This window comes from Brachybacterium sacelli (genome assembly GCF_017876545.1).
GTDB classification, from domain to species: domain Bacteria; phylum Actinomycetota; class Actinomycetes; order Actinomycetales; family Dermabacteraceae; genus Brachybacterium; species Brachybacterium sacelli.
Map to the genome: position 1 here is coordinate 1188347 of NZ_JAGIOD010000002.1, position 16118 is coordinate 1204464.

16 protein-coding genes, 1 tRNA gene and 1 pseudogene are annotated in these 16118 nt (G+C 70.8%); 12 read left to right on the plus strand and 6 right to left on the minus strand.

Annotation, left to right across the window (positions count from 1 at the left end):
• Positions 1 to 319 precede the first annotated feature (319 nt).
• The 12 genes from JOF43_RS19775 to JOF43_RS19830 all read left to right on the plus strand — a co-directional run bounded on the left by JOF43_RS19775 (position 320) and on the right by JOF43_RS19830 (position 10502).
• A complete protein-coding gene (locus JOF43_RS19775; protein WP_209904867.1) occupies positions 320 to 3016 on the plus strand; it encodes an Rne/Rng family ribonuclease in 2697 nt (898 codons plus the stop codon).
• A gap of 256 nt (positions 3017 to 3272) precedes the next feature.
• Positions 3273 to 3581, plus strand: coding sequence for a 50S ribosomal protein L21 (rplU, locus tag JOF43_RS19780; RefSeq protein ID WP_209904868.1), 309 nt, complete (start codon positions 3273 to 3275; stop codon positions 3579 to 3581).
• Positions 3582 to 3617: 36 nt separating this feature from the next.
• Positions 3618 to 3872, plus strand: coding sequence for a 50S ribosomal protein L27 (gene rpmA / locus JOF43_RS19785; protein ID WP_209904869.1), 255 nt, complete (start codon positions 3618 to 3620; stop codon positions 3870 to 3872).
• Positions 3873 to 3970: 98 nt separating this feature from the next.
• Positions 3971 to 5503 carry a GTPase ObgE gene (gene obgE, locus JOF43_RS19790; protein ID WP_209904870.1) on the plus strand — a complete coding sequence of 511 codons (1533 nt, stop codon included), beginning with the start codon at positions 3971 to 3973 and terminating at the stop codon, positions 5501 to 5503.
• Positions 5504 to 5505: 2 nt separating this feature from the next.
• Positions 5506 to 6666 carry a glutamate 5-kinase gene (gene proB, locus JOF43_RS19795; protein WP_209904871.1) on the plus strand — a complete coding sequence of 387 codons (1161 nt, stop codon included), beginning with the start codon at positions 5506 to 5508 and terminating at the stop codon, positions 6664 to 6666.
• A gap of 9 nt (positions 6667 to 6675) precedes the next feature.
• On the plus strand, positions 6676 to 7950 hold the full coding sequence (locus JOF43_RS19800) for a glutamate-5-semialdehyde dehydrogenase (RefSeq protein ID WP_209904872.1): 1275 nt from the start codon (positions 6676 to 6678) through the stop codon (positions 7948 to 7950).
• Between the two features lie 88 nt (positions 7951 to 8038).
• Positions 8039 to 8218, plus strand: a complete 180-nt coding sequence (locus JOF43_RS19805) for a hypothetical protein (protein ID WP_209904873.1) — start codon at positions 8039 to 8041, stop codon at positions 8216 to 8218.
• A gap of 35 nt (positions 8219 to 8253) precedes the next feature.
• Positions 8254 to 8832 carry a nicotinate-nucleotide adenylyltransferase gene (gene nadD / locus JOF43_RS19810; RefSeq protein WP_245354856.1) on the plus strand — a complete coding sequence of 193 codons (579 nt, stop codon included), beginning with the start codon at positions 8254 to 8256 and terminating at the stop codon, positions 8830 to 8832.
• Positions 8825 to 9352 (plus strand): hypothetical protein, encoded by a 528-nt coding sequence (locus tag JOF43_RS19815; RefSeq protein ID WP_245354621.1) that lies wholly within the window; start codon positions 8825 to 8827, stop codon positions 9350 to 9352. The genes nadD and JOF43_RS19815 overlap by 8 nt, the downstream gene beginning before the upstream one ends.
• The gene (gene rsfS, locus JOF43_RS19820) at positions 9349 to 9726 is read left to right on the plus strand and encodes a ribosome silencing factor (protein ID WP_209904875.1); all 378 of its coding nucleotides are present in this window, start codon (positions 9349 to 9351) and stop codon (positions 9724 to 9726) included. The genes JOF43_RS19815 and rsfS overlap by 4 nt, the downstream gene beginning before the upstream one ends.
• On the plus strand, positions 9723 to 10376 hold the full coding sequence (locus JOF43_RS19825) for a histidine phosphatase family protein (RefSeq protein ID WP_209904876.1): 654 nt from the start codon (positions 9723 to 9725) through the stop codon (positions 10374 to 10376). The genes rsfS and JOF43_RS19825 overlap by 4 nt, the downstream gene beginning before the upstream one ends.
• Before the next feature lie 53 nt (positions 10377 to 10429).
• Positions 10430 to 10502: transfer RNA gene (locus tag JOF43_RS19830), tRNA-Ala, on the plus strand.
• 613 nt (positions 10503 to 11115) lie between these two features.
• Here JOF43_RS19830 and JOF43_RS19835 read toward each other — a convergent pair.
• From JOF43_RS19835 to JOF43_RS19860, 6 genes and pseudogenes are all read right to left on the minus strand, one after another.
• A pseudogene (locus JOF43_RS19835) lies at positions 11116 to 12159 on the minus strand (recombinase family protein); the annotation flags it as partial.
• Between the two features lie 187 nt (positions 12160 to 12346).
• Positions 12347 to 12592 (minus strand): hypothetical protein, encoded by a 246-nt coding sequence (locus JOF43_RS19840; RefSeq protein WP_245354622.1) that lies wholly within the window; start codon positions 12590 to 12592, stop codon positions 12347 to 12349.
• A complete protein-coding gene (locus JOF43_RS19845) occupies positions 12592 to 13209 on the minus strand; it encodes a hypothetical protein (RefSeq protein ID WP_209904877.1) in 618 nt (205 codons plus the stop codon). Before JOF43_RS19845 ends, JOF43_RS19840 begins: the two co-directional genes overlap by 1 nt.
• Before the next feature lie 19 nt (positions 13210 to 13228).
• The gene (locus JOF43_RS19850) at positions 13229 to 13672 is read right to left on the minus strand and encodes a single-stranded DNA-binding protein (RefSeq protein WP_209904878.1); all 444 of its coding nucleotides are present in this window, start codon (positions 13670 to 13672) and stop codon (positions 13229 to 13231) included.
• Positions 13673 to 13755: 83 nt separating this feature from the next.
• Positions 13756 to 15543 (minus strand): type IV secretory system conjugative DNA transfer family protein, encoded by a 1788-nt coding sequence (locus tag JOF43_RS19855; RefSeq protein WP_209904879.1) that lies wholly within the window; start codon positions 15541 to 15543, stop codon positions 13756 to 13758.
• A complete protein-coding gene (locus JOF43_RS19860; protein WP_209905411.1) occupies positions 15540 to 16043 on the minus strand; it encodes a hypothetical protein in 504 nt (167 codons plus the stop codon). Before JOF43_RS19860 ends, JOF43_RS19855 begins: the two co-directional genes overlap by 4 nt.
• Positions 16044 to 16118 lie beyond the last annotated feature (75 nt).

Consider the following 16118-nt stretch of genomic DNA (forward strand, 5'->3'; position numbering starts at 1 on the left):
AAACCTAGACGGTCCCGTCACTGCTTCCCGGGGACCATGGTCCCCGCCGTCCACCGCGCAGCGCCTCCGGGGCCGGAGGAACGTGCTGTGCCATACTGACGGCGGCACTCTCCTGCTCCGTACCGGGCGGGGGAACCTCCCGGCGTCGTCACGTCGGAGCACCGGCAACGCGTGTCCGCGACCGCTGTGCTCCCGCGATCGACATCGCAGCGCTTCCTTCCAGGGAGCTGCGCGACGGTGAGGGCCTCAGACTTCCGTCCCCAGGGACGATGACCATGCGGGACCAGGGTGCGATGGTTTCCCGGAAGGAGACGGCCCTATGGCTGACAGCACCCATCATCCCGAGAACGACTCCTCGGAGCCGACGAACACACCACCCCCCGCCCGGCGCCGACGTCGGGCCGGCGCCCCCGCCGGCGCCCCGGCCGGAGCCCCGGCTCCCCTCGCGGCGCCGGAGCCCACCGCGCCGCGGACCGTCGTCGCCCCGCAGTCCGAGACCGCGCCCGAGCCCGCGCCGGCGCCCACGACGACGCGCACCCGGCGCCGCGCCGGTGCCCCCGCCGGGGCGCCGGTGGTCCCCGCCGAGCCCGACCCCCAGGACGCCGTGACCCCCGAGGAGGTCGAGCCCGAGGACGTCACCGAGGAGGTCGAGCCCGCCGAGGATGCCGGTAACCCTGTCGTCGACGACCTGCGCGCTCTCGCCTCCGCCCGCGGTGCGAGCGACGGCGAGGACGAGGCCGACGAGGACCGCAGCCGCCGCCGCGAGCAGGTCCAGATGGACTTCGCCTCGCTGCTGTTCCAGGCGCCTACCCCGCAGCCCCGCACCACGGTCGGGGCGCACGACGCCCCCGTGGGCTCCGCGGAGCTGTCCTTCGAGGCCGCCGAGGAGTCGGAGGCGGAGACGACGGACGAGGAGGAGCCCACCGGGCGCTCCCGCTCCCGCCGTCGGACCGCGCGCCGCTCCGCGCCGCGCGAGGAGGACGCCCCGCAGGACGGTACCGACACCGCCGAGGACTCCACCGAGCAGGACGAGGAGGACGGCTCCGAGCGCGACTCCGGCGGCTCGGGCGGCTCCCGTCGCCGCCGTCGGCGCGGCGGCCGCGGCCGCCGCGGTCGGGGACGCGGAGAGGACGAGGAGTCCGGCTCCTCGGACGAGGACGACTCCGACGAGGGCGAGAAGGACACCGCCGACCACGGCGAGGACAAGGGCGAGAAGAACGACGAGGACAACGCCGGCGGCTCCTCGAACTCTCCCGGTTCGCGTCGCCGTCGCCGTCGCCGCCGCTCCGGCAGCAGCGGCAACGACAGCTCCTCCTCGACGGACGATCCGCCGAACACCGTGGTCAAGGTCCGCGAGGCGCGCGACGAGGTCAAGGCCGTCAAGGGGTCGACCCGTCTCGAGGCCAAGCGCCAGCGTCGGCGCGAGGGCCGCGACAACGGCCGCAAGCGAAACGTCATCACCGAGGCCGAGTTCCTCGCCCGCCGCGAGTCCGTCAAGCGCTCGATGGTGGTCCGCGAGCGCCCCGGCCGCACCCAGATCGCCGTGCTCGAGGACGACGTGCTGGTCGAGCACTACGTCGCCCAGAAGTCGCAGACCTCGATGGTCGGCAACGTCTACCTGGGCAAGGTCCAGAACGTGCTGCCCTCGATGGAGGCCGCCTTCGTCGACATCGGCAAGGGTCGCAACGCCGTGCTGTACGCCGGCGAGGTCAACTGGGACGCCGTCGGGCTCGAGGGTCAGCCGCGCCGCATCGAGCTCGCGCTCAAGAGCGGCGATCCGGTGCTGGTGCAGGTCACCAAGGACCCGATCGGTCACAAGGGCGCCCGCCTGACCAGTCAGATCTCCCTGCCGGGCCGCTATGTCGTGTTCGTGCCCGGCGGCTCCATGACGGGCATCTCCCGCAAGCTGCCGGACACCGAGCGCTCGCGGCTGAAGAAGCTCATGCGCCAGCTCATCCCCGAGGACGCGGGCGTCATCGTGCGCACCGCCGCCGAGGGCGCGAGCGAGGCGGAGCTGACCCACGACGTCGAGCGTCTGCGCGGGCAGTGGGAGAAGATCCAGAAGGCGCAGAAGGCCAAGTCCGCGCCGGTGGCCCTCTCCCAGGAGCCCGACATCGCCATCAAGGTGGTGCGCGACGTCTTCAACGAGGACTTCACCTCCCTGATCGTCGAGGGCGGCAAGGTCTACGACGACGTCCACGCCTATGTCTCGGAGGTCGCCCCCGATCTGCTCGAGCGGGTCACCAAGCACGTCGGCGAGAAGGACGTGTTCGCCAAGCACCGCATCGACGAGCAGTTGCTGAAGGCCATGGACCGCAAGGTCTACCTGCCCTCCGGCGGGTCGCTGGTCATCGACCGCACCGAGGCCATGACCGTGGTCGACGTGAACACGGGCAAGTTCACAGGGTCCGGCGGCTCCCTCGAGGAGACGGTCACCAAGAACAACCTCGAGGCGGCCGAGGAGATCGTCCGCCAGCTGCGGCTGCGCGACATCGGCGGCATCATCGTCATCGACTTCATCGACATGGTGCTCGAGGCCAATCGTGACCTGGTGCTGCGACGGCTCGTCGAGTGCCTGGGCCGGGACCGCACCAAGCACCAGGTCGCCGAGGTCACCTCGCTGGGCCTGGTGCAGATGACCCGCAAGCGCGTGGGACAGGGCCTGCTGGAGACCTTCTCCACCACCTGCGAGCACTGCAACGGCCGGGGCCATCACGTCGACATCGACGGGGACCACGGCAACGGCAACGGCGGCGGCGGTAACGGCGGTTCTGAGGACGCCTCCTCGAAGTCCTCCAAGCGTCGCAACCGGCGCTCGCGGGGCAACGGCGGCAGCGGCTCCTCGAAGGAGGACTCGGGTTCCGAGGAGACCTCGGGCGAGGACTCCGGCCAGGACGTCCACCGCCTCGAGGACGACGAGAACAGCCGGGCCCAGGCCCGCGCCACGATCGCGTCGATCGCGGCGGCCTCCGGCAACCACACGCCGAGCGAGGAGCAGGACCCCTCGCAGGCCTGAGTGCGGGCGGGGTGATGCGTTCCACAGCGTGTGACCGCGTTCTCGCAGGTCGGACCGCTTCTGGTGGTTGACCCGGGGTGCCGGGGATCGTAAGCTGTTCCTTGGCGCAGAACGCGCCGCCGTCGTGTTCCCGGTGAGGATCGCGCGACCGCATCTCCCGCCTGCACAGGGCCGGTTGACGGTCGCAGGTCCGCGGTCCCACCGAGCAGGGCGCACGGCTCAAGGGCAGATCCGATTCACAAGATGGAGCAGTGACGTGGTGTACGCAATCGTCCGCGCAGGCGGTCGTCAGGAGAAGGTGTCGGTCGGTGACACCATCGTGATCAACCGCGTGGCAGGCGAGGCGGGCGACAGCATCGATCTCGCTCCCGTGCTGCTGGTCGACGGTGACACGGTGACCTCCGCCCAGGCCGAGCTGGCCAAGGTGAAGGTCTCCGCCGAGAAGGTCGAGGACCTCCGCGGCGACAAGATCCGTATCCTCCGCTACAAGAACAAGACCGGGTACAAGAAGCGCCAGGGCCACCGCCAGGAGCTCACCCGGCTGAAGATCACGGGCATCGCCTGAGCGATCCCTTCGGACACAGAGAAGGATTGATTCCAGATGGCATCAAAGAAGGGCGTCAGCTCCTCCAAGAACGGGCGTGACTCCAACGCCCAGCGCCTCGGCGTCAAGCGCTTCGGCGGCCAGGTCGTCGGTGCGGGCGAGATCCTCGTGCGCCAGCGCGGCACCAAGGTCCACCCGGGCGACGGCGTGGGCCGCGGCAACGACGACACCCTGTTCGCGCTCACCGCGGGCACGGTCGAGTTCGGCCGCAAGCGCGATCGCCGCGTGGTCAGCGTCGTCGAGACGGTCTGAGCACCCGCCCCGGGCTCCCCGGGGCACCAGCTGCCTTCGAGGGGCGGAGCAGACTGCTCCGCCCCTCGATGCATATCTCAACCCCCTGGAGGGATCCCATGGCCACATTCGTCGACCGCGTCGAGCTGCAGGTCGCCGGCGGAGCGGGCGGCCACGGTGCCGCCTCCATCCGGCGCGAGAAGTTCAAGCCGCTCGCCGGGCCCGACGGGGCCAACGGCGGCCGTGGCGGGGATGTGATCCTCGAGGTCGACTCCTCGACCACCACGCTGCTGACCTATCACCACAAGCCGCACCAGAGGGCCACCAGCGGCGGCTTCGGCAAGGGGGACTTGCGTCACGGCGCCCGCGGCGAGGACCTCGTGCTGTCGGTGCCCGACGGCACCGTGGTCACCGCCCAGGACGGCACCGTGCTGGCCGACCTGGTCGGCATCGGCACCCGCTTCGTGGCCGCCCGCGGCGGCTCCGGCGGCCTGGGCAATGCGGCGCTGGCCTCCACCAAGCGCAAGGCCCCCGGCTTCGCCCTGCTCGGTGAGCCTGGGCAGGAGCGCAGCCTCGTGCTCGAGCTGAAGTCCGTGGCCGACGTCGCGCTGGTGGGCTACCCCAGCGCCGGGAAGTCCTCGCTGATCGCCGCGATGAGCGCCGCCCGGCCCAAGATCGCCGACTACCCGTTCACGACCCTGGTGCCGAACCTCGGCGTGGTCGAGGCCGGCCAGTACCGTTACACGGTCGCCGACGTCCCGGGCCTGATCCCCGGGGCCAGCCTCGGCAAGGGGCTGGGACTGGACTTCCTGCGCCACATCGAGCGCTGTCACGTCCTGGTCCACGTGCTCGACGCGGCCGCCCTGGAGTCCGATCGCGATCCGCTGACGGACCTCGCGATCATCGAGGAGGAGCTGGCCACCTACGCCGGCAGCCTCGACGAGGAGGCCGGGGCGCGGGTGCCGCTGATGGAGCGGCCCACCGTGATCGTGCTGAACAAGACCGATCTGCCCGACGGCACGGAGATGGCCGAGATGGTCCACGAGCGCCTCGCCGAACGCGAGGTGCCGGTGCTGGACGTCTCCGCGATCTCCCACAAGGGGCTGCGCGAGCTCTCCTTCGTGCTCGGTGAACTCGTCGACCGGGCCCGCACCGAGCTGCCCGAGCCGGAGCCCGCCCCCATCGTGCTGACCCCGACCGCGGTCGATGCCGAGGACTTCCGCGTCGTGACCGAGCAGTTCGACGGCGCGACGGCCTACCGCGTCCAGGGCGACAAGCCCGAGCGCTGGGTGCGCCAGACCGACTTCGCCAACGACGAGGCCGTCGGCTTCCTCGCGGACCGCCTGGCGCGGCTGGGCGTCGAGGACGACCTGCTCAAGGCGGGCGCCGTCGCGGGTTCCACCGTGCTGATCGGCCCCGGGGACGACGCGGTCGTCTTCGACTGGGAGCCGACGATGGTCGGCGGCGCCGAGCTGCTGGGCCGCCGCGGCACCGACCGCCGCATGGAGGACCATCACCGTCCCACCCGCGACGAGAAGCGCGAGCAGCAGCGGGCCCGCACCGAGGCCCGCATGAACCGGATCGCGGCGATGGAGGCCGAGCGCCGCGACGGCCACTGGGCCGATCCCACCGTGGACGACGAGACCCGCTGACCGTGGCCGGGTCGACCACCGCCGGCGCCGGGCTCCGGCAGCCCTCCCGCATCACCGCCCGCGAGTCCCTCGCGTCGGCGGCACGGGTCGTGGTGAAGATCGGCTCCTCGAGCCTGACCGACGAGCGCGGCCGGCTGGACCAGTCGCGGGTCGCCGGGATCGCGGAGACCGCGGCGCAGCTCGTCGCCGGCGGCACCGAGGTCGTGATCGTGTCCTCGGGCGCGATCGCGGCCGCACTGGGACCGCTGGGCCTGTCCGAGCGGCCGTCCTCCGTCCCGCTGCAGCAGGCGGCCGCCAGCGTCGGCCAGGCCCTGCTGGCGACCTCCTGGTCCTCCGCCTTCGGCGCCCACGGCCGCACCACCGGGCAGGTGCTGCTCACGGAGTCCGACGTGATCCGGCCGCAGACCTACCGCAACGTGCGCAGCGCCCTGGAGTCCCTGCTCGACCTCTCCGCGATCCCGGTGGTCAACGAGAACGACACCACCGCCACCCACGAGATCCGCTTCGGTGACAACGACCGCCTGGCGGCCCTGGTCGCCCAGCTGCTCGGGGCCGATGCACTGTTCCTGCTGACCGACGTCGACGCCCTGTACACCGCGCCGCCCACGGAGCCGGACGCCGAGCGGATCGGGGTCGTCGAGGACGCGGCGCGCCTGAGCGACGTGAGCATCGGTTCGGTCGGCTCGAAGGTCGGCACCGGCGGCATGGTCACCAAGCTGTCGGCCGCCCAGCTCGCCTCGACCACGGGCACGGCGGCCCTGATGACCTCTGCCGGGCAGTTCGCCGCCGCGGCCGCCGGGCACGACGTCGGCACCTTCTTCCCCGGCCATCACGGCCGTCGCCGCTCGCGCCTGGTGTGGCTGCGCTTCGCCACCCGCGGGGCGGGGACCCTGACCCTCGACGCGGGGGCCGCCGAGGCCGTGCGCAGCCGGCGCCGCTCGCTGCTCGCGGTGGGCATCACCGCGGTGGCCGGGACCTTCCCCGACGGGGCCCCGGTGGACATCGCCGACCCCGACGGCGCCGTGATCGCCCGGGGACTGACCTCCTTCAGCAGCGAGGAGCTGCGGGCCATGACCGGCCGCGGCTCCGACGAGCTGCGCGAGGCGCTGGGGGAGCGGTTCCGCCGTCCCGCCGTGCACCGTGACCAGCTGGTCGTGCTCTAGACTCCGGCCATGACTGCCGCCGCTGCCGTAGCCCAGGTCGCCCGCGCCGCGAAGGACGCCCAGCCGCGCCTGGCCCGTCTGCACCGCGAGGCCAAGGACGCGGTGCTGCTGGCCATGGCGGAGGCTCTGGTGGACCGGGCCGACGAGATCGTCGCGGCCAATGCGCGCGACCTCGAGGCCGCCGACGCCGCCGGCATCGCCGCCGGCCTCCGCGACCGCCTCGCCCTGGACGTCGAGCGCGTCGGCTCGATCGCCCAGCAGCTGCGCGACGCCGCGGCGCTGCCCGATCCCGTCGGCGAGGTGATGCGCGGCTCGGTGCTGTCGAACGGACTCGAGCTGCGCCAGGTCCGCGTCCCGATGGGCGTGATCGGCATGGTCTACGAGTCCCGGCCGAACGTGACGGTCGACGCCGCGGGGCTCGCCCTGAAGTCCGGCAACGCGGTGGTGCTGCGCGGCGGCTCCGCCGCCCTGCATTCCAACTCCGCGCTGATCGCGGTGCTGCGTTCCGTGCTCGCCGCCCATGACCTGCCCGAGGATCTGATCGCCGGGATCGACGAGCACGGTCGCGAGGGCGTGGACGCCCTCATGCGCGCCCGCGGCCTCGTCGACGTGCTGATCCCGCGCGGCGGTGCGGGACTGATCCGCCGGGTGGTGGAGAACTCCCTGGTCCCGGTGATCGAGACCGGCACCGGCACCACCCACGTCCTGGTCGACGCCGACGCCGACCTGGACCAGGCCGAGGCCATCGTCGTGAACTCCAAGACCCAGCGGGTCGGGGTCTGCAACGCCCTGGAGACCCTGCTGGTCCACCGCGACATCGCCGAGCGGGCCCTACCCCGTCTCGCGGCCCCGCTCGCGGCGGCCGGGGTGCGCCTGCACGCGGACGACGCGGCCCGCGCGATCCTCGCCGCGGCCGGCACCGGCGCCGAGGTGGTCCCCGCCACCGAGGAGGACTGGGACCTCGAGTACCTCGCCCTCGAGCTCGCCGTGAAGGTGGTGGAGGACCTCGACGAGGCGCTCGAGCACATCCGCGCCCACTCCAGCGGGCACACCGAGTCGATCCTCACCCGCGACCTGCGCTCCCAGCAGCGCTTCCTGTCCGAGGTCGATTCCGCCGTGGTCATGGCCAACGCCTCCACCCGCTTCTCCGACGGCGGCGAGTTCGGCTTCGGTGCGGAGATCGGCATCTCCACCCAGAAGCTCCACGCGCGCGGCCCGATGGGGCTGACGGAGCTGACCAGCGCCAAGTGGCTCGTGGTGGGACAGGGCCAGGTGCGGCCGTGACCGCGCTCCCATCGGGGGCGTGGGGCCATGACCTCGACCCCCGCTGTGGGATGATGGGGCCGTCACTCGTGGAAAGGTCCCAACGCACATGATCGACCAGCTCATGATCCTCGCCGAGAGCGGCGAACACGCCACCGGCGGAGTCACCCCGCCGATGGTGGGCATCGGCGTCTTCATCATCCTGATGATCCTGCTCGGCATCACCTACCTCACCGGCGGGACCCACCAGCGCAAGCGGGACGAGACCCGCGAGCACGGCGACCACTGATCGACGTGGAGCAGCAGCGACGCCGGATCGGTGTGATGGGTGGGACCTTCGATCCCATCCACCACGGCCACCTCGTCGCCGCCAGCGAGGTCCAGAGCGTCTTCGGCCTGGACGAGGTGGTCTTCGTCCCCACCGGCCGTCCCTGGCAGAAGTCCTCCCGGGAGATCTCCGACCCGGAGCACCGGTACCTGATGACCGTCGTGGCCACTGCCGCGAACCCGGTGTTCACCGTCTCGCGCGTCGACGTCGACCGGCCCGGCTCGACCTACACGATCGACACGCTCCGGGACCTGCACGACCAGCAGCCCGAGGCGGATCTGTTCTTCATCACGGGGGCCGACGCCCTGCAGTCTATCCTCACCTGGAAGGACTCCGAGGAGATCTTCTCCCTCGCGCACTTCGTCGGCGTCACCCGCCCCGGGCACGAGCTGGACACCGCCGGTCTGCCGGCGGACGGGGTCACGCTCATCGAGGTCCCGGCGATGGCGATCAGCTCCACCGACTGCCGGGTGCGGGTCGCCGCCGGGGAACCGGTCTGGTACCTGGTGCCCGACGGCGTCGTCCAATACATCAACAAGTACGCCCTCTACACAGGAGGTGACGGCGATGACTGAGTCCGACACCACCCCGCGGCGCGGCCGTCGTGCCCGCGAGCTGGGCCCCGAGGAGAGTGCCGCTCTGCAGGAGACCCGGACCTCGGCCCCCGGCGTGCGCGGCGCCGTCGCCCCGCCGACGGCGGACGCCCCCGTGCCCACGCTGCGCAAGTTCGGCCGTCGCGCCCGTATCATCGAGCTCAGCGACGACGCCCCGGCCCCCGCGCCGGCTCCCGTCCCCGAGCAGCCCGCCTCGCGCGATCGCGACCTCGACGGCGTCGAGCTGGGGGAGCTGTCGGTGAGCGAGGCCCCCGAGCCCCGTCCCGCCCCGCGCTTCGACGGCAAGGTGCTGCACCGCCCCGAGCGCTCCGGCAGCCGCCCGCTGCTGTGGCTCGTGTGGGCCCTGATCGCCGTGGCCCTGATCGTGCTGGTCGTGCTGCTGCTGACCGGTGTGCTCGGTCCGGGCACGGCCTCCGACCTGGGGGCAGCCGCCCCCGACCTGTTCGTCGACCATCCCCTGCTGGAGGAACCGATCGCGTGAGTGCTCCCGAAGAATCCCTCGACCTCGCCCGCGTGGCGGGCCGGGCCGCCGCCGGCAAGCTCGCCGAGGAGGTGATCGGCCTGGACGTCTCCGAGCAGGTCGTGATCACCGACGTGTTCCTCGTGTGCAGCGGCGACTCCGAGCGCCAGGTCTCCGCCATCGTCGACGGGGTCGAGGAGGCCCTGCTGACGGACCGCCGGCGCAAGCCCCTGCGCCGCGAGGGCGAGCGGGACGCGCGCTGGGTGCTGCTGGACTACGGCGACATCGTCGTGCACGTCCAGCACTCCGAGGACCGTGCCTTCTACGCGCTCGAGCGCCTGTGGCGCGACGCCCCGGTCATCGACCTGCAGATCGACGAGGACACCTCGGCGTGAGGTCGCCGCACGCCCCGGGTGGCCACGTGCGCACCCGTCTCGTCCTCGTGCGCCACGGGCAGACGGACTACAACCGCGAGGGACGCCTGCAGGGGCAGGTCGACATCCCGCTGAACGAGGCCGGCACCCGGCAGGCCGCCGTGCTCGCCGCCACGGTCGCCGAGAACCCGCCGGACCTCCTCGTCTCCTCCCCGCTGGAGCGGGCCCGTGACACCGCGGCGATCGTCGGCGACGCCTCTGGGCTGGACGTCACCACCGACGAGGCGTTCCTCGAGCGCGGCTTCGGCCGCTGGGAGGGCCTGCGCGGCGAAGAGATCCGCCGGCACTGGCCGGCCGAGCACGCCGACTGGCGCGCCCACCGTCCCGTGCACGGACTGGGCGTGGAGGACCGACCCGCGGTGGGCGAGCGGGTCGCGGCCGCCTGCCGTCAGCTGGTCGCCGAGAACACCGGCGGCACCGTCATGGTGATCGCCCACGGCGCCGCCATCACCCTGGGGATCACGGCCCTGCTGGGCCTGGACGCCGACGGCTTCCGCGGCGTCGCGGGCCTGGAGAACTGCCACCGCTCGGTGCTCGAGCCGCTGACCTCGGACACCACCGGTGAACTGATGAGGTTGGTGTCACACAACCTCCCCCCGGATTTCCACTGACCCGGGGAGCGATGTAATATCGATGAGTCGCCTGATGGGGCGACGCCCGACACGGGGCTATGGCGCAGTTGGTAGCGCGCTTCCATGGCATGGAAGAGGTCAGGGGTTCGAATCCCCTTAGCTCCACCCCGCGCACAAGGCTCGAACCCTTGCCAACAGAATCGTTGGCTGGGGTTCGGGCCTTGTCGCCGTTCTGGGTCCAGTTGAGGGCGTTGGCGTTGACCTCGGGATCGAGCAGCATCTCGAAGGGCCGGTTGTTCTCGACGCGTAGCTGGTCGTCCTCGTCGATGTAGACCTTGGTGAAGAAGGCCTGGTTGCACAAGCGCCGGTTGGCGTCGTCGCACCGTTGGTAGATGTCGGCGCAGTCAGTGAGCAGGTTCAGCGCATCGTCGAGGTGGGTACGGGCGTCGGCGTAGTCGCCGTGGTGGGCGTCGATACGCCGGTTGACGCTGTCGAGTTCGCCGAGGATGCGATCCTGTTCCCGTCTCAGTACCGGCAGAGGTACGGCGTCGGCGTAGTGGGCTTGCATGAGCCGGTCTTGTTCGTGTTCGAGCCGGTCGCGGTGCTTGGTGAGGCGTTCGAGTTCGTCGGTTTCGGCGGCCATGAGCCGGTCGAACTCGTGATGCATCATCCCCGACAGGGCATCGCGCTGTGCGGGGCTGATCTGCACGCGCGTGTAGTAGTTCTCGATCAGTTTCTCGACGTCTTCGATGAGCATCGCTTGTCGGGTGCAGTCGGTGCGCTTGGAGTGCCGGCCCGAGCACACGAAGTAGCTGTAGACCTTCCCGTGTCGGTTCTTGGCGTTGGACACGATGAGCCGGGACCCGCACTGGCCGCAGTGGATGGTGCCTTTGAGGTAGTGGTCGTGGACCTGTGTGGCCTCGGCGGCGGTCTTGTGCGCGGTGAGCACGGACTGGACCTGGTACCAGACCTCGGGAGGGACGAGGGCGGTGTGGGTGCCTTTGTAGCGGGTGCCGCGGTAGATGACATCGCCCTTGTAGTAGGGGTTGGTCAGCAGCCGGTGCACCGAGGACACCGCCAGCGCCTTGGCAGGCCGCTTCGGGGTAGGCACGCTGACCAGTCCGCGAGAGGTCAGCTCGTCGTGGAGCTGGCTGACTGTCCAGTTGCCCGAGGCGTAGGCCTTGAAGGCCCACTCGATCAGCGGTGCGCGGTCGGGGTCGAGTTCGACGGCGCGGACCTCACGGCCCATCTCGTCGCGGTTGCGGACGTTGAGGTAGCCGATGGGGGCCTTGCCGAGGGTGCCGCCGCCGATGGCTTTCTGGGTCATGCCTTTGGTGACCTCGGTGGCGAGGTTGCGGGAGTAGAACTCCGCGATGGTGGACATGATCCCGTGCAGCAGCATCCCCGAGGGGGTTTCGTCGATGTTCTCCGTGGCCGAGACCAGCAGCACGCCGGCCTGTTGGAGGGCCAGGTGGATGGTCACGTCGTCGGCGCGGTTGCGGGCGAGTCGGTCGACCTTGTGGACGATGCAGTAGGCGACCTTGTTGGCCTTGACGTATTGGATCATCCGCATCAGCTCGGGCCGGTCGGCGGACTTGGCCGAGGCTCCGGCGTCGACGAACTCCTCGATGATGGCCGCGCCGAGCTGGTCGGCCTTGCGGCGCACCGCCTCACGTTGGGCGGGGATGGAGAAGCCTTCGTCGGTGCCGCCCTTGGAGGCCTGTTCGCGGGTGGAGACCCGCAGGTAAGAGATGGCGACTGCCGTGCTGATCGGTGGTTCGATCAGACTGGCCGCCGGATCGGCAGCAGTAGTGGTGGTCATCGGGTCCTTCACTCTCACGCGATTCGACCCTCGCGCTCCCAAAAGACTGGGAGGGGATGTTGATCGTGAGAGCAGCCATCGATGTGGCTGTAGGGCGAGACCCGACGGGGTCACGGTTTTGCGTGTTGCCCACCCATGCGGGTGAGGTTTAGGACCACAACACCCCGCGCACGCGAGGCTTGCACGTTCATTCTACCAACGGGGCTGCGACACCCGCCTTGGTACTGGGTGCGGTGGTGCCGCGGTCGCTGTAGGTCTCGGGGGTCTCGGTGGCGCGGCGTTCGGCGCGGCTGTGCCCGGTCTCCTGCAAGGTCAACCGGATCAGGACCTCGGCGAGCTTGTGCAGGTCCGCCTGGTCGCGGTGTACTGCGCGGGCCGAGAATGACCGGTCCTCATACCGGCGCCGGTCGGTCTTCTTCACATAGGTGCCCATCAGTCCCGCACCTCCCCGGTCACCGGATCGACATCGAGGTCGTCGTCGAGGCTGGCGTAGAACTCGTCCTCGGCGTCCTGGCGGCTGCGGACCTGTGCTTGGACGAACTGGACGAACTCGGCGTCCCGGTCGGCGATCACGACATCCTCGACCGGCGGCCCGGGTTCTTCGCCGGGCCAGGTGGTCTGTCGGGTGGGCCGGTCGCGGTCGATGCGGGTGCCGGAGGCGGCGACCCAGTCCCGCAGCCGGGCGCGGGTGTCGGCGAAGTCGCGATGCCAGCCGATCGCGGCGGAGGCATTCTGTTCGGGGTCGTAGGCACCCAGCCAGTGCAGGTGCAAAGCCGACAGTTCCCAGACGAGTTCGGGATGATGGTGCCAGAACGGCGGAACCACCGAGGCCGGTAGTCCGTAGGTGTGGCGCAGCCAGTTCACCCACCGGTTCAGCGCGAGCCATTCCTGTTCCAGGTCGTGGGCGGACAGCAGGTTCCAGTTCACCGGGTGCGGTGTCTCGGGCACGTCGGCGTCACTGACCTGTGGTGGCCCGGCGAACACGTCCGGCTCATCCACCTCTGGCTCGTCGTTGTCGAGCGGGTCGGGTTCGGGAATGTGATCGGTCATGATGATCGGCTCCCGGCGTTCACAGGCCGATGGCCGCGGACTGCGGTGCCTGAGCTGGCCGAGTGGGCGGCTCGACGGCGGCTGCTTCGCGTTCGGCGGCGCGGCGCGGTGTGCGGTCGACGTCGTAGCGGGTGCGGGCGGTGTCATGGCCGATCTTCTTGGCCACGAACTCCTCGCTCTCGACCGCTTGGCCGTCACGTTCGTAGTTGATCTCGCGGGCATAGCCCTCGGCAATGAAGTTGTCGCCCTTGGCGAACCTCGCGTGGGCATGCTCGGCGGATCGGCCGAACATCACCAGATGGTGGTAGGTCGTCTCGGTCTGGGTGAACGAGCCGTCGTCCTCGCGGCGGAAGTGCTCCTTGCCGACCCGGGCGTAGAACCGCGGGTCACCCTTCGAGGTCTGGCTGAGCTGGGGGTCCGAAGCGATGAACCCCGAGAACGACTCCTGCGTGCGGATAGCCATCAGACTCTCCTCCTGACACATCACGCGACCCCACGTGTAGGGCCGCTCGTGCCAGACAGGTGCACCCACCCGCCCAAACGTGGTCAGGAGCCCGGGCGGCGCAGCAGCGCTTCGATCTCGGCCCGGTCGGTCTTGAGCTGAGCTGCATCAGGACGCGAGGGCCAAGGACGCAGATCGGTGACGATCGGTGGCGCAGAGCGCAGGAGGGTCACACCCGTACCGAACGGGAGCGTCCTGATCCGGTCCGGGGGCAGGATCGGCACTCGACGCACCGAACGCTGATTCGATCGCGTCCCGTGGTCACCGAGGGTCACGCTGTCGGTGTACTCGTCGCGTTCCCCGATCAGGGTGGAGAGGTCTTGGAGGTCGCGGGAGTTGGAGGCGCCGCCGAGGATGATCTTCACGATGGAGGCGTCCCAGATCGCCCCGGCGGCGTTGTCGGACCACTTCTCCCGCGCCTGGGCGAGGGACTGTAAGACCGGGAGTGTGGTGATGCCGGTGCCGCCACCCTCGGCCATCAGCGCCGGTAGCGACGGCAACGGTGCGAGGTTGCCGATCTCATCGAGTGCCAGCAGCAGCGGTGGGTCCAGACGTGCGCCGGGTGAGCGTGCGGCGATCCGGCGGGCGGTTTCGATGAGGTCTTCGACGAACGCCGCCACGAGTGCTGCGGATGCGCCGGCTCCGGCTCCGGTGGCGAGCAGGTAGAGGGTGCCGCGCTGGCGGATGAAGGTCTCGGGGTCGAAGTCCTCGCCCGGCCGTGGTGAGACGGCGTCGAGGACGCGGGGATCGGCAAGGGCTCCGAGGGCGAGTGCGACGCCTTGCCAGATCGAGTCCCTGGTTTTGGGGTCCGAGTCGATCATCGCCCCGAGGGAGTCGGCCCACCCTGTGGCGGCCTGGGTGGTGTTGGTGAGGATGGCGACGGCTTCGGCGGCGGCGGTGGGGTCGAGGGTCCAGCGGAACAGCTCCGCGGGTGGCCGGTGGTCCAGTGCTGCGGCGTGCAGGAGGGCTTGGAGGGCGGTGCGCGTTTTCCCTTCCCAGAACCCGCCGGATTCCACCCCGCCGCTGCTGAGCCCGGTGGTGGAGGCGAGGCCGGTGGCGCGGATCATCGCCGTTAGCGGGTCATCGCAGCCGCGGATCGGTGACCAGCGCATCCCGGCGGGGATGCCCTCGGCCAGGTGCTGGGGGTCGAACACCGCCACCGGCCGACCATCTCGCTGGCGAGCTTTGAGGGTGGCGGTGAGGTTGTCCGGCCGTGTGGATGTGGTGACGACCGCGCCGGGTGCGTCGAGGATGGCGTTGATGACCACGTGCAGGCCTTTGCCGGAGCGGGGTGGGCCGATGAGCAGGACCGAGTCCTCCACGCTCGCCCATACCTGCCTGCCCTGCGAGCGTCCGAGCAGGTAGCCCACATCGGAGGGCGTGGGCTCATCGAGCGAGGGACGCAGTGTCGCGGCCCGGCGCAGGAGTGTCTTGGCGGAGGCGGTCTGGATGACCTCGTGGGCGGTAGCGATCCCGGCCAGGCGGCGTGGGTCGGTCTCGACCTTGCGCGAGTGGCGGCGCAGCCGCACCCACACCGACCCGGCGGCCGTCGCGAGGACGGCAAGCAGGACTGCGGTCACGATCCAGTACGCGACTGGGCTCAATCCGTCGGCATCGAGCGCGGCGGCGGGTTCGGTGGGGTTGAACAGCACACCGAGTCCCGAGGCCGGCCCGGCAGTGGGTTGGGATGCGCCGGTCAGGAACGCCGCCACGCTCCCTGCGGCGCGCAGGATGAGCGCGGCACCGAAGGCGCTGATCAGGGCGATGATGGCGGCGTTGGTCAGCTCATCGCCCAGGCTCCCGGTCTGCCGCCCCGACGCCGGTCCGGTCATGGCAGCCGCCGGACCTGGACTGTGCCTGAGACCCGGCCCAGCAGCACGACCTCCCCGGCGTCGTCGTCGAGCAGGCCAGCGAGGCGGCTGGTGTCGAGCAGGGCGCGGGCGTGACCCGTGCCGGTGGCATTGGTGTGGGCGAGGACGAGGGCGACGGCGATGTCCTCGCCGGGCACGAACCCTTCGCCGGTGACCTCCACCAGCTCCGGCACCTGCTTGGATTTGGAGTGCTTCCCGCGCGGTTTCCTTTGCTTGGTCTCTGCGGGTTGTGGGGGTGTGGGTTTGCGGGCGTGGATGAGGTCGGTGAACACGGTCCCGTCGCTCTCGCGGACCTCGATCCGAACCGCGACCGTGCGGTCCTTCGTGATGGCGTCCAGCAGGGCGCCGAGGGTGCCCCGCGTCCACACCTGTCCCTCAGCAGGGGCCGGGAAGGCGGCACCGTCGACGGTGACCTCCAGGGCACCGGTCTCGGTGACCGTGATGACCACATGCGGCAACACCACCGGCGGCGCATCGGGTGGCGTGTTGCGGCGGCCGCGGCGAGACGGAAGATCGGCGTTGGAACCCATACCGGC

What these genes read in the sequence shown, in the direction of transcription:
- JOF43_RS19775 (WP_209904867.1), top strand. Translation starts at nt 320, where the DNA reads ATGGCTGACAGCACCCATCATCCCGAGAACGACTCCTCGGAGCCGACG.
- rpmA (WP_209904869.1), top strand. Translation starts at nt 3,618, where the DNA reads ATGGCATCAAAGAAGGGCGTCAGCTCCTCCAAGAACGGGCGTGACTCC.
- obgE (WP_209904870.1), top strand. Translation starts at nt 3,971, where the DNA reads ATGGCCACATTCGTCGACCGCGTCGAGCTGCAGGTCGCCGGCGGAGCG.
- JOF43_RS19800 (WP_209904872.1), top strand. Translation starts at nt 6,676, where the DNA reads ATGACTGCCGCCGCTGCCGTAGCCCAGGTCGCCCGCGCCGCGAAGGAC.
- JOF43_RS19805 (WP_209904873.1), top strand. Translation starts at nt 8,039, where the DNA reads ATGATCGACCAGCTCATGATCCTCGCCGAGAGCGGCGAACACGCCACC.
- nadD (WP_245354856.1), top strand. Translation starts at nt 8,254, where the DNA reads ATGGGTGGGACCTTCGATCCCATCCACCACGGCCACCTCGTCGCCGCC.
- JOF43_RS19815 (WP_245354621.1), top strand. Translation starts at nt 8,825, where the DNA reads ATGACTGAGTCCGACACCACCCCGCGGCGCGGCCGTCGTGCCCGCGAG.
- JOF43_RS19840 (WP_245354622.1), bottom strand. Translation starts at nt 12,592, where the DNA reads ATGGGCACCTATGTGAAGAAGACCGACCGGCGCCGGTATGAGGACCGG.
- JOF43_RS19845 (WP_209904877.1), bottom strand. Translation starts at nt 13,209, where the DNA reads ATGACCGATCACATTCCCGAACCCGACCCGCTCGACAACGACGAGCCA.
- JOF43_RS19850 (WP_209904878.1), bottom strand. Translation starts at nt 13,672, where the DNA reads ATGGCTATCCGCACGCAGGAGTCGTTCTCGGGGTTCATCGCTTCGGAC.
- JOF43_RS19855 (WP_209904879.1), bottom strand. Translation starts at nt 15,543, where the DNA reads ATGACCGGACCGGCGTCGGGGCGGCAGACCGGGAGCCTGGGCGATGAG.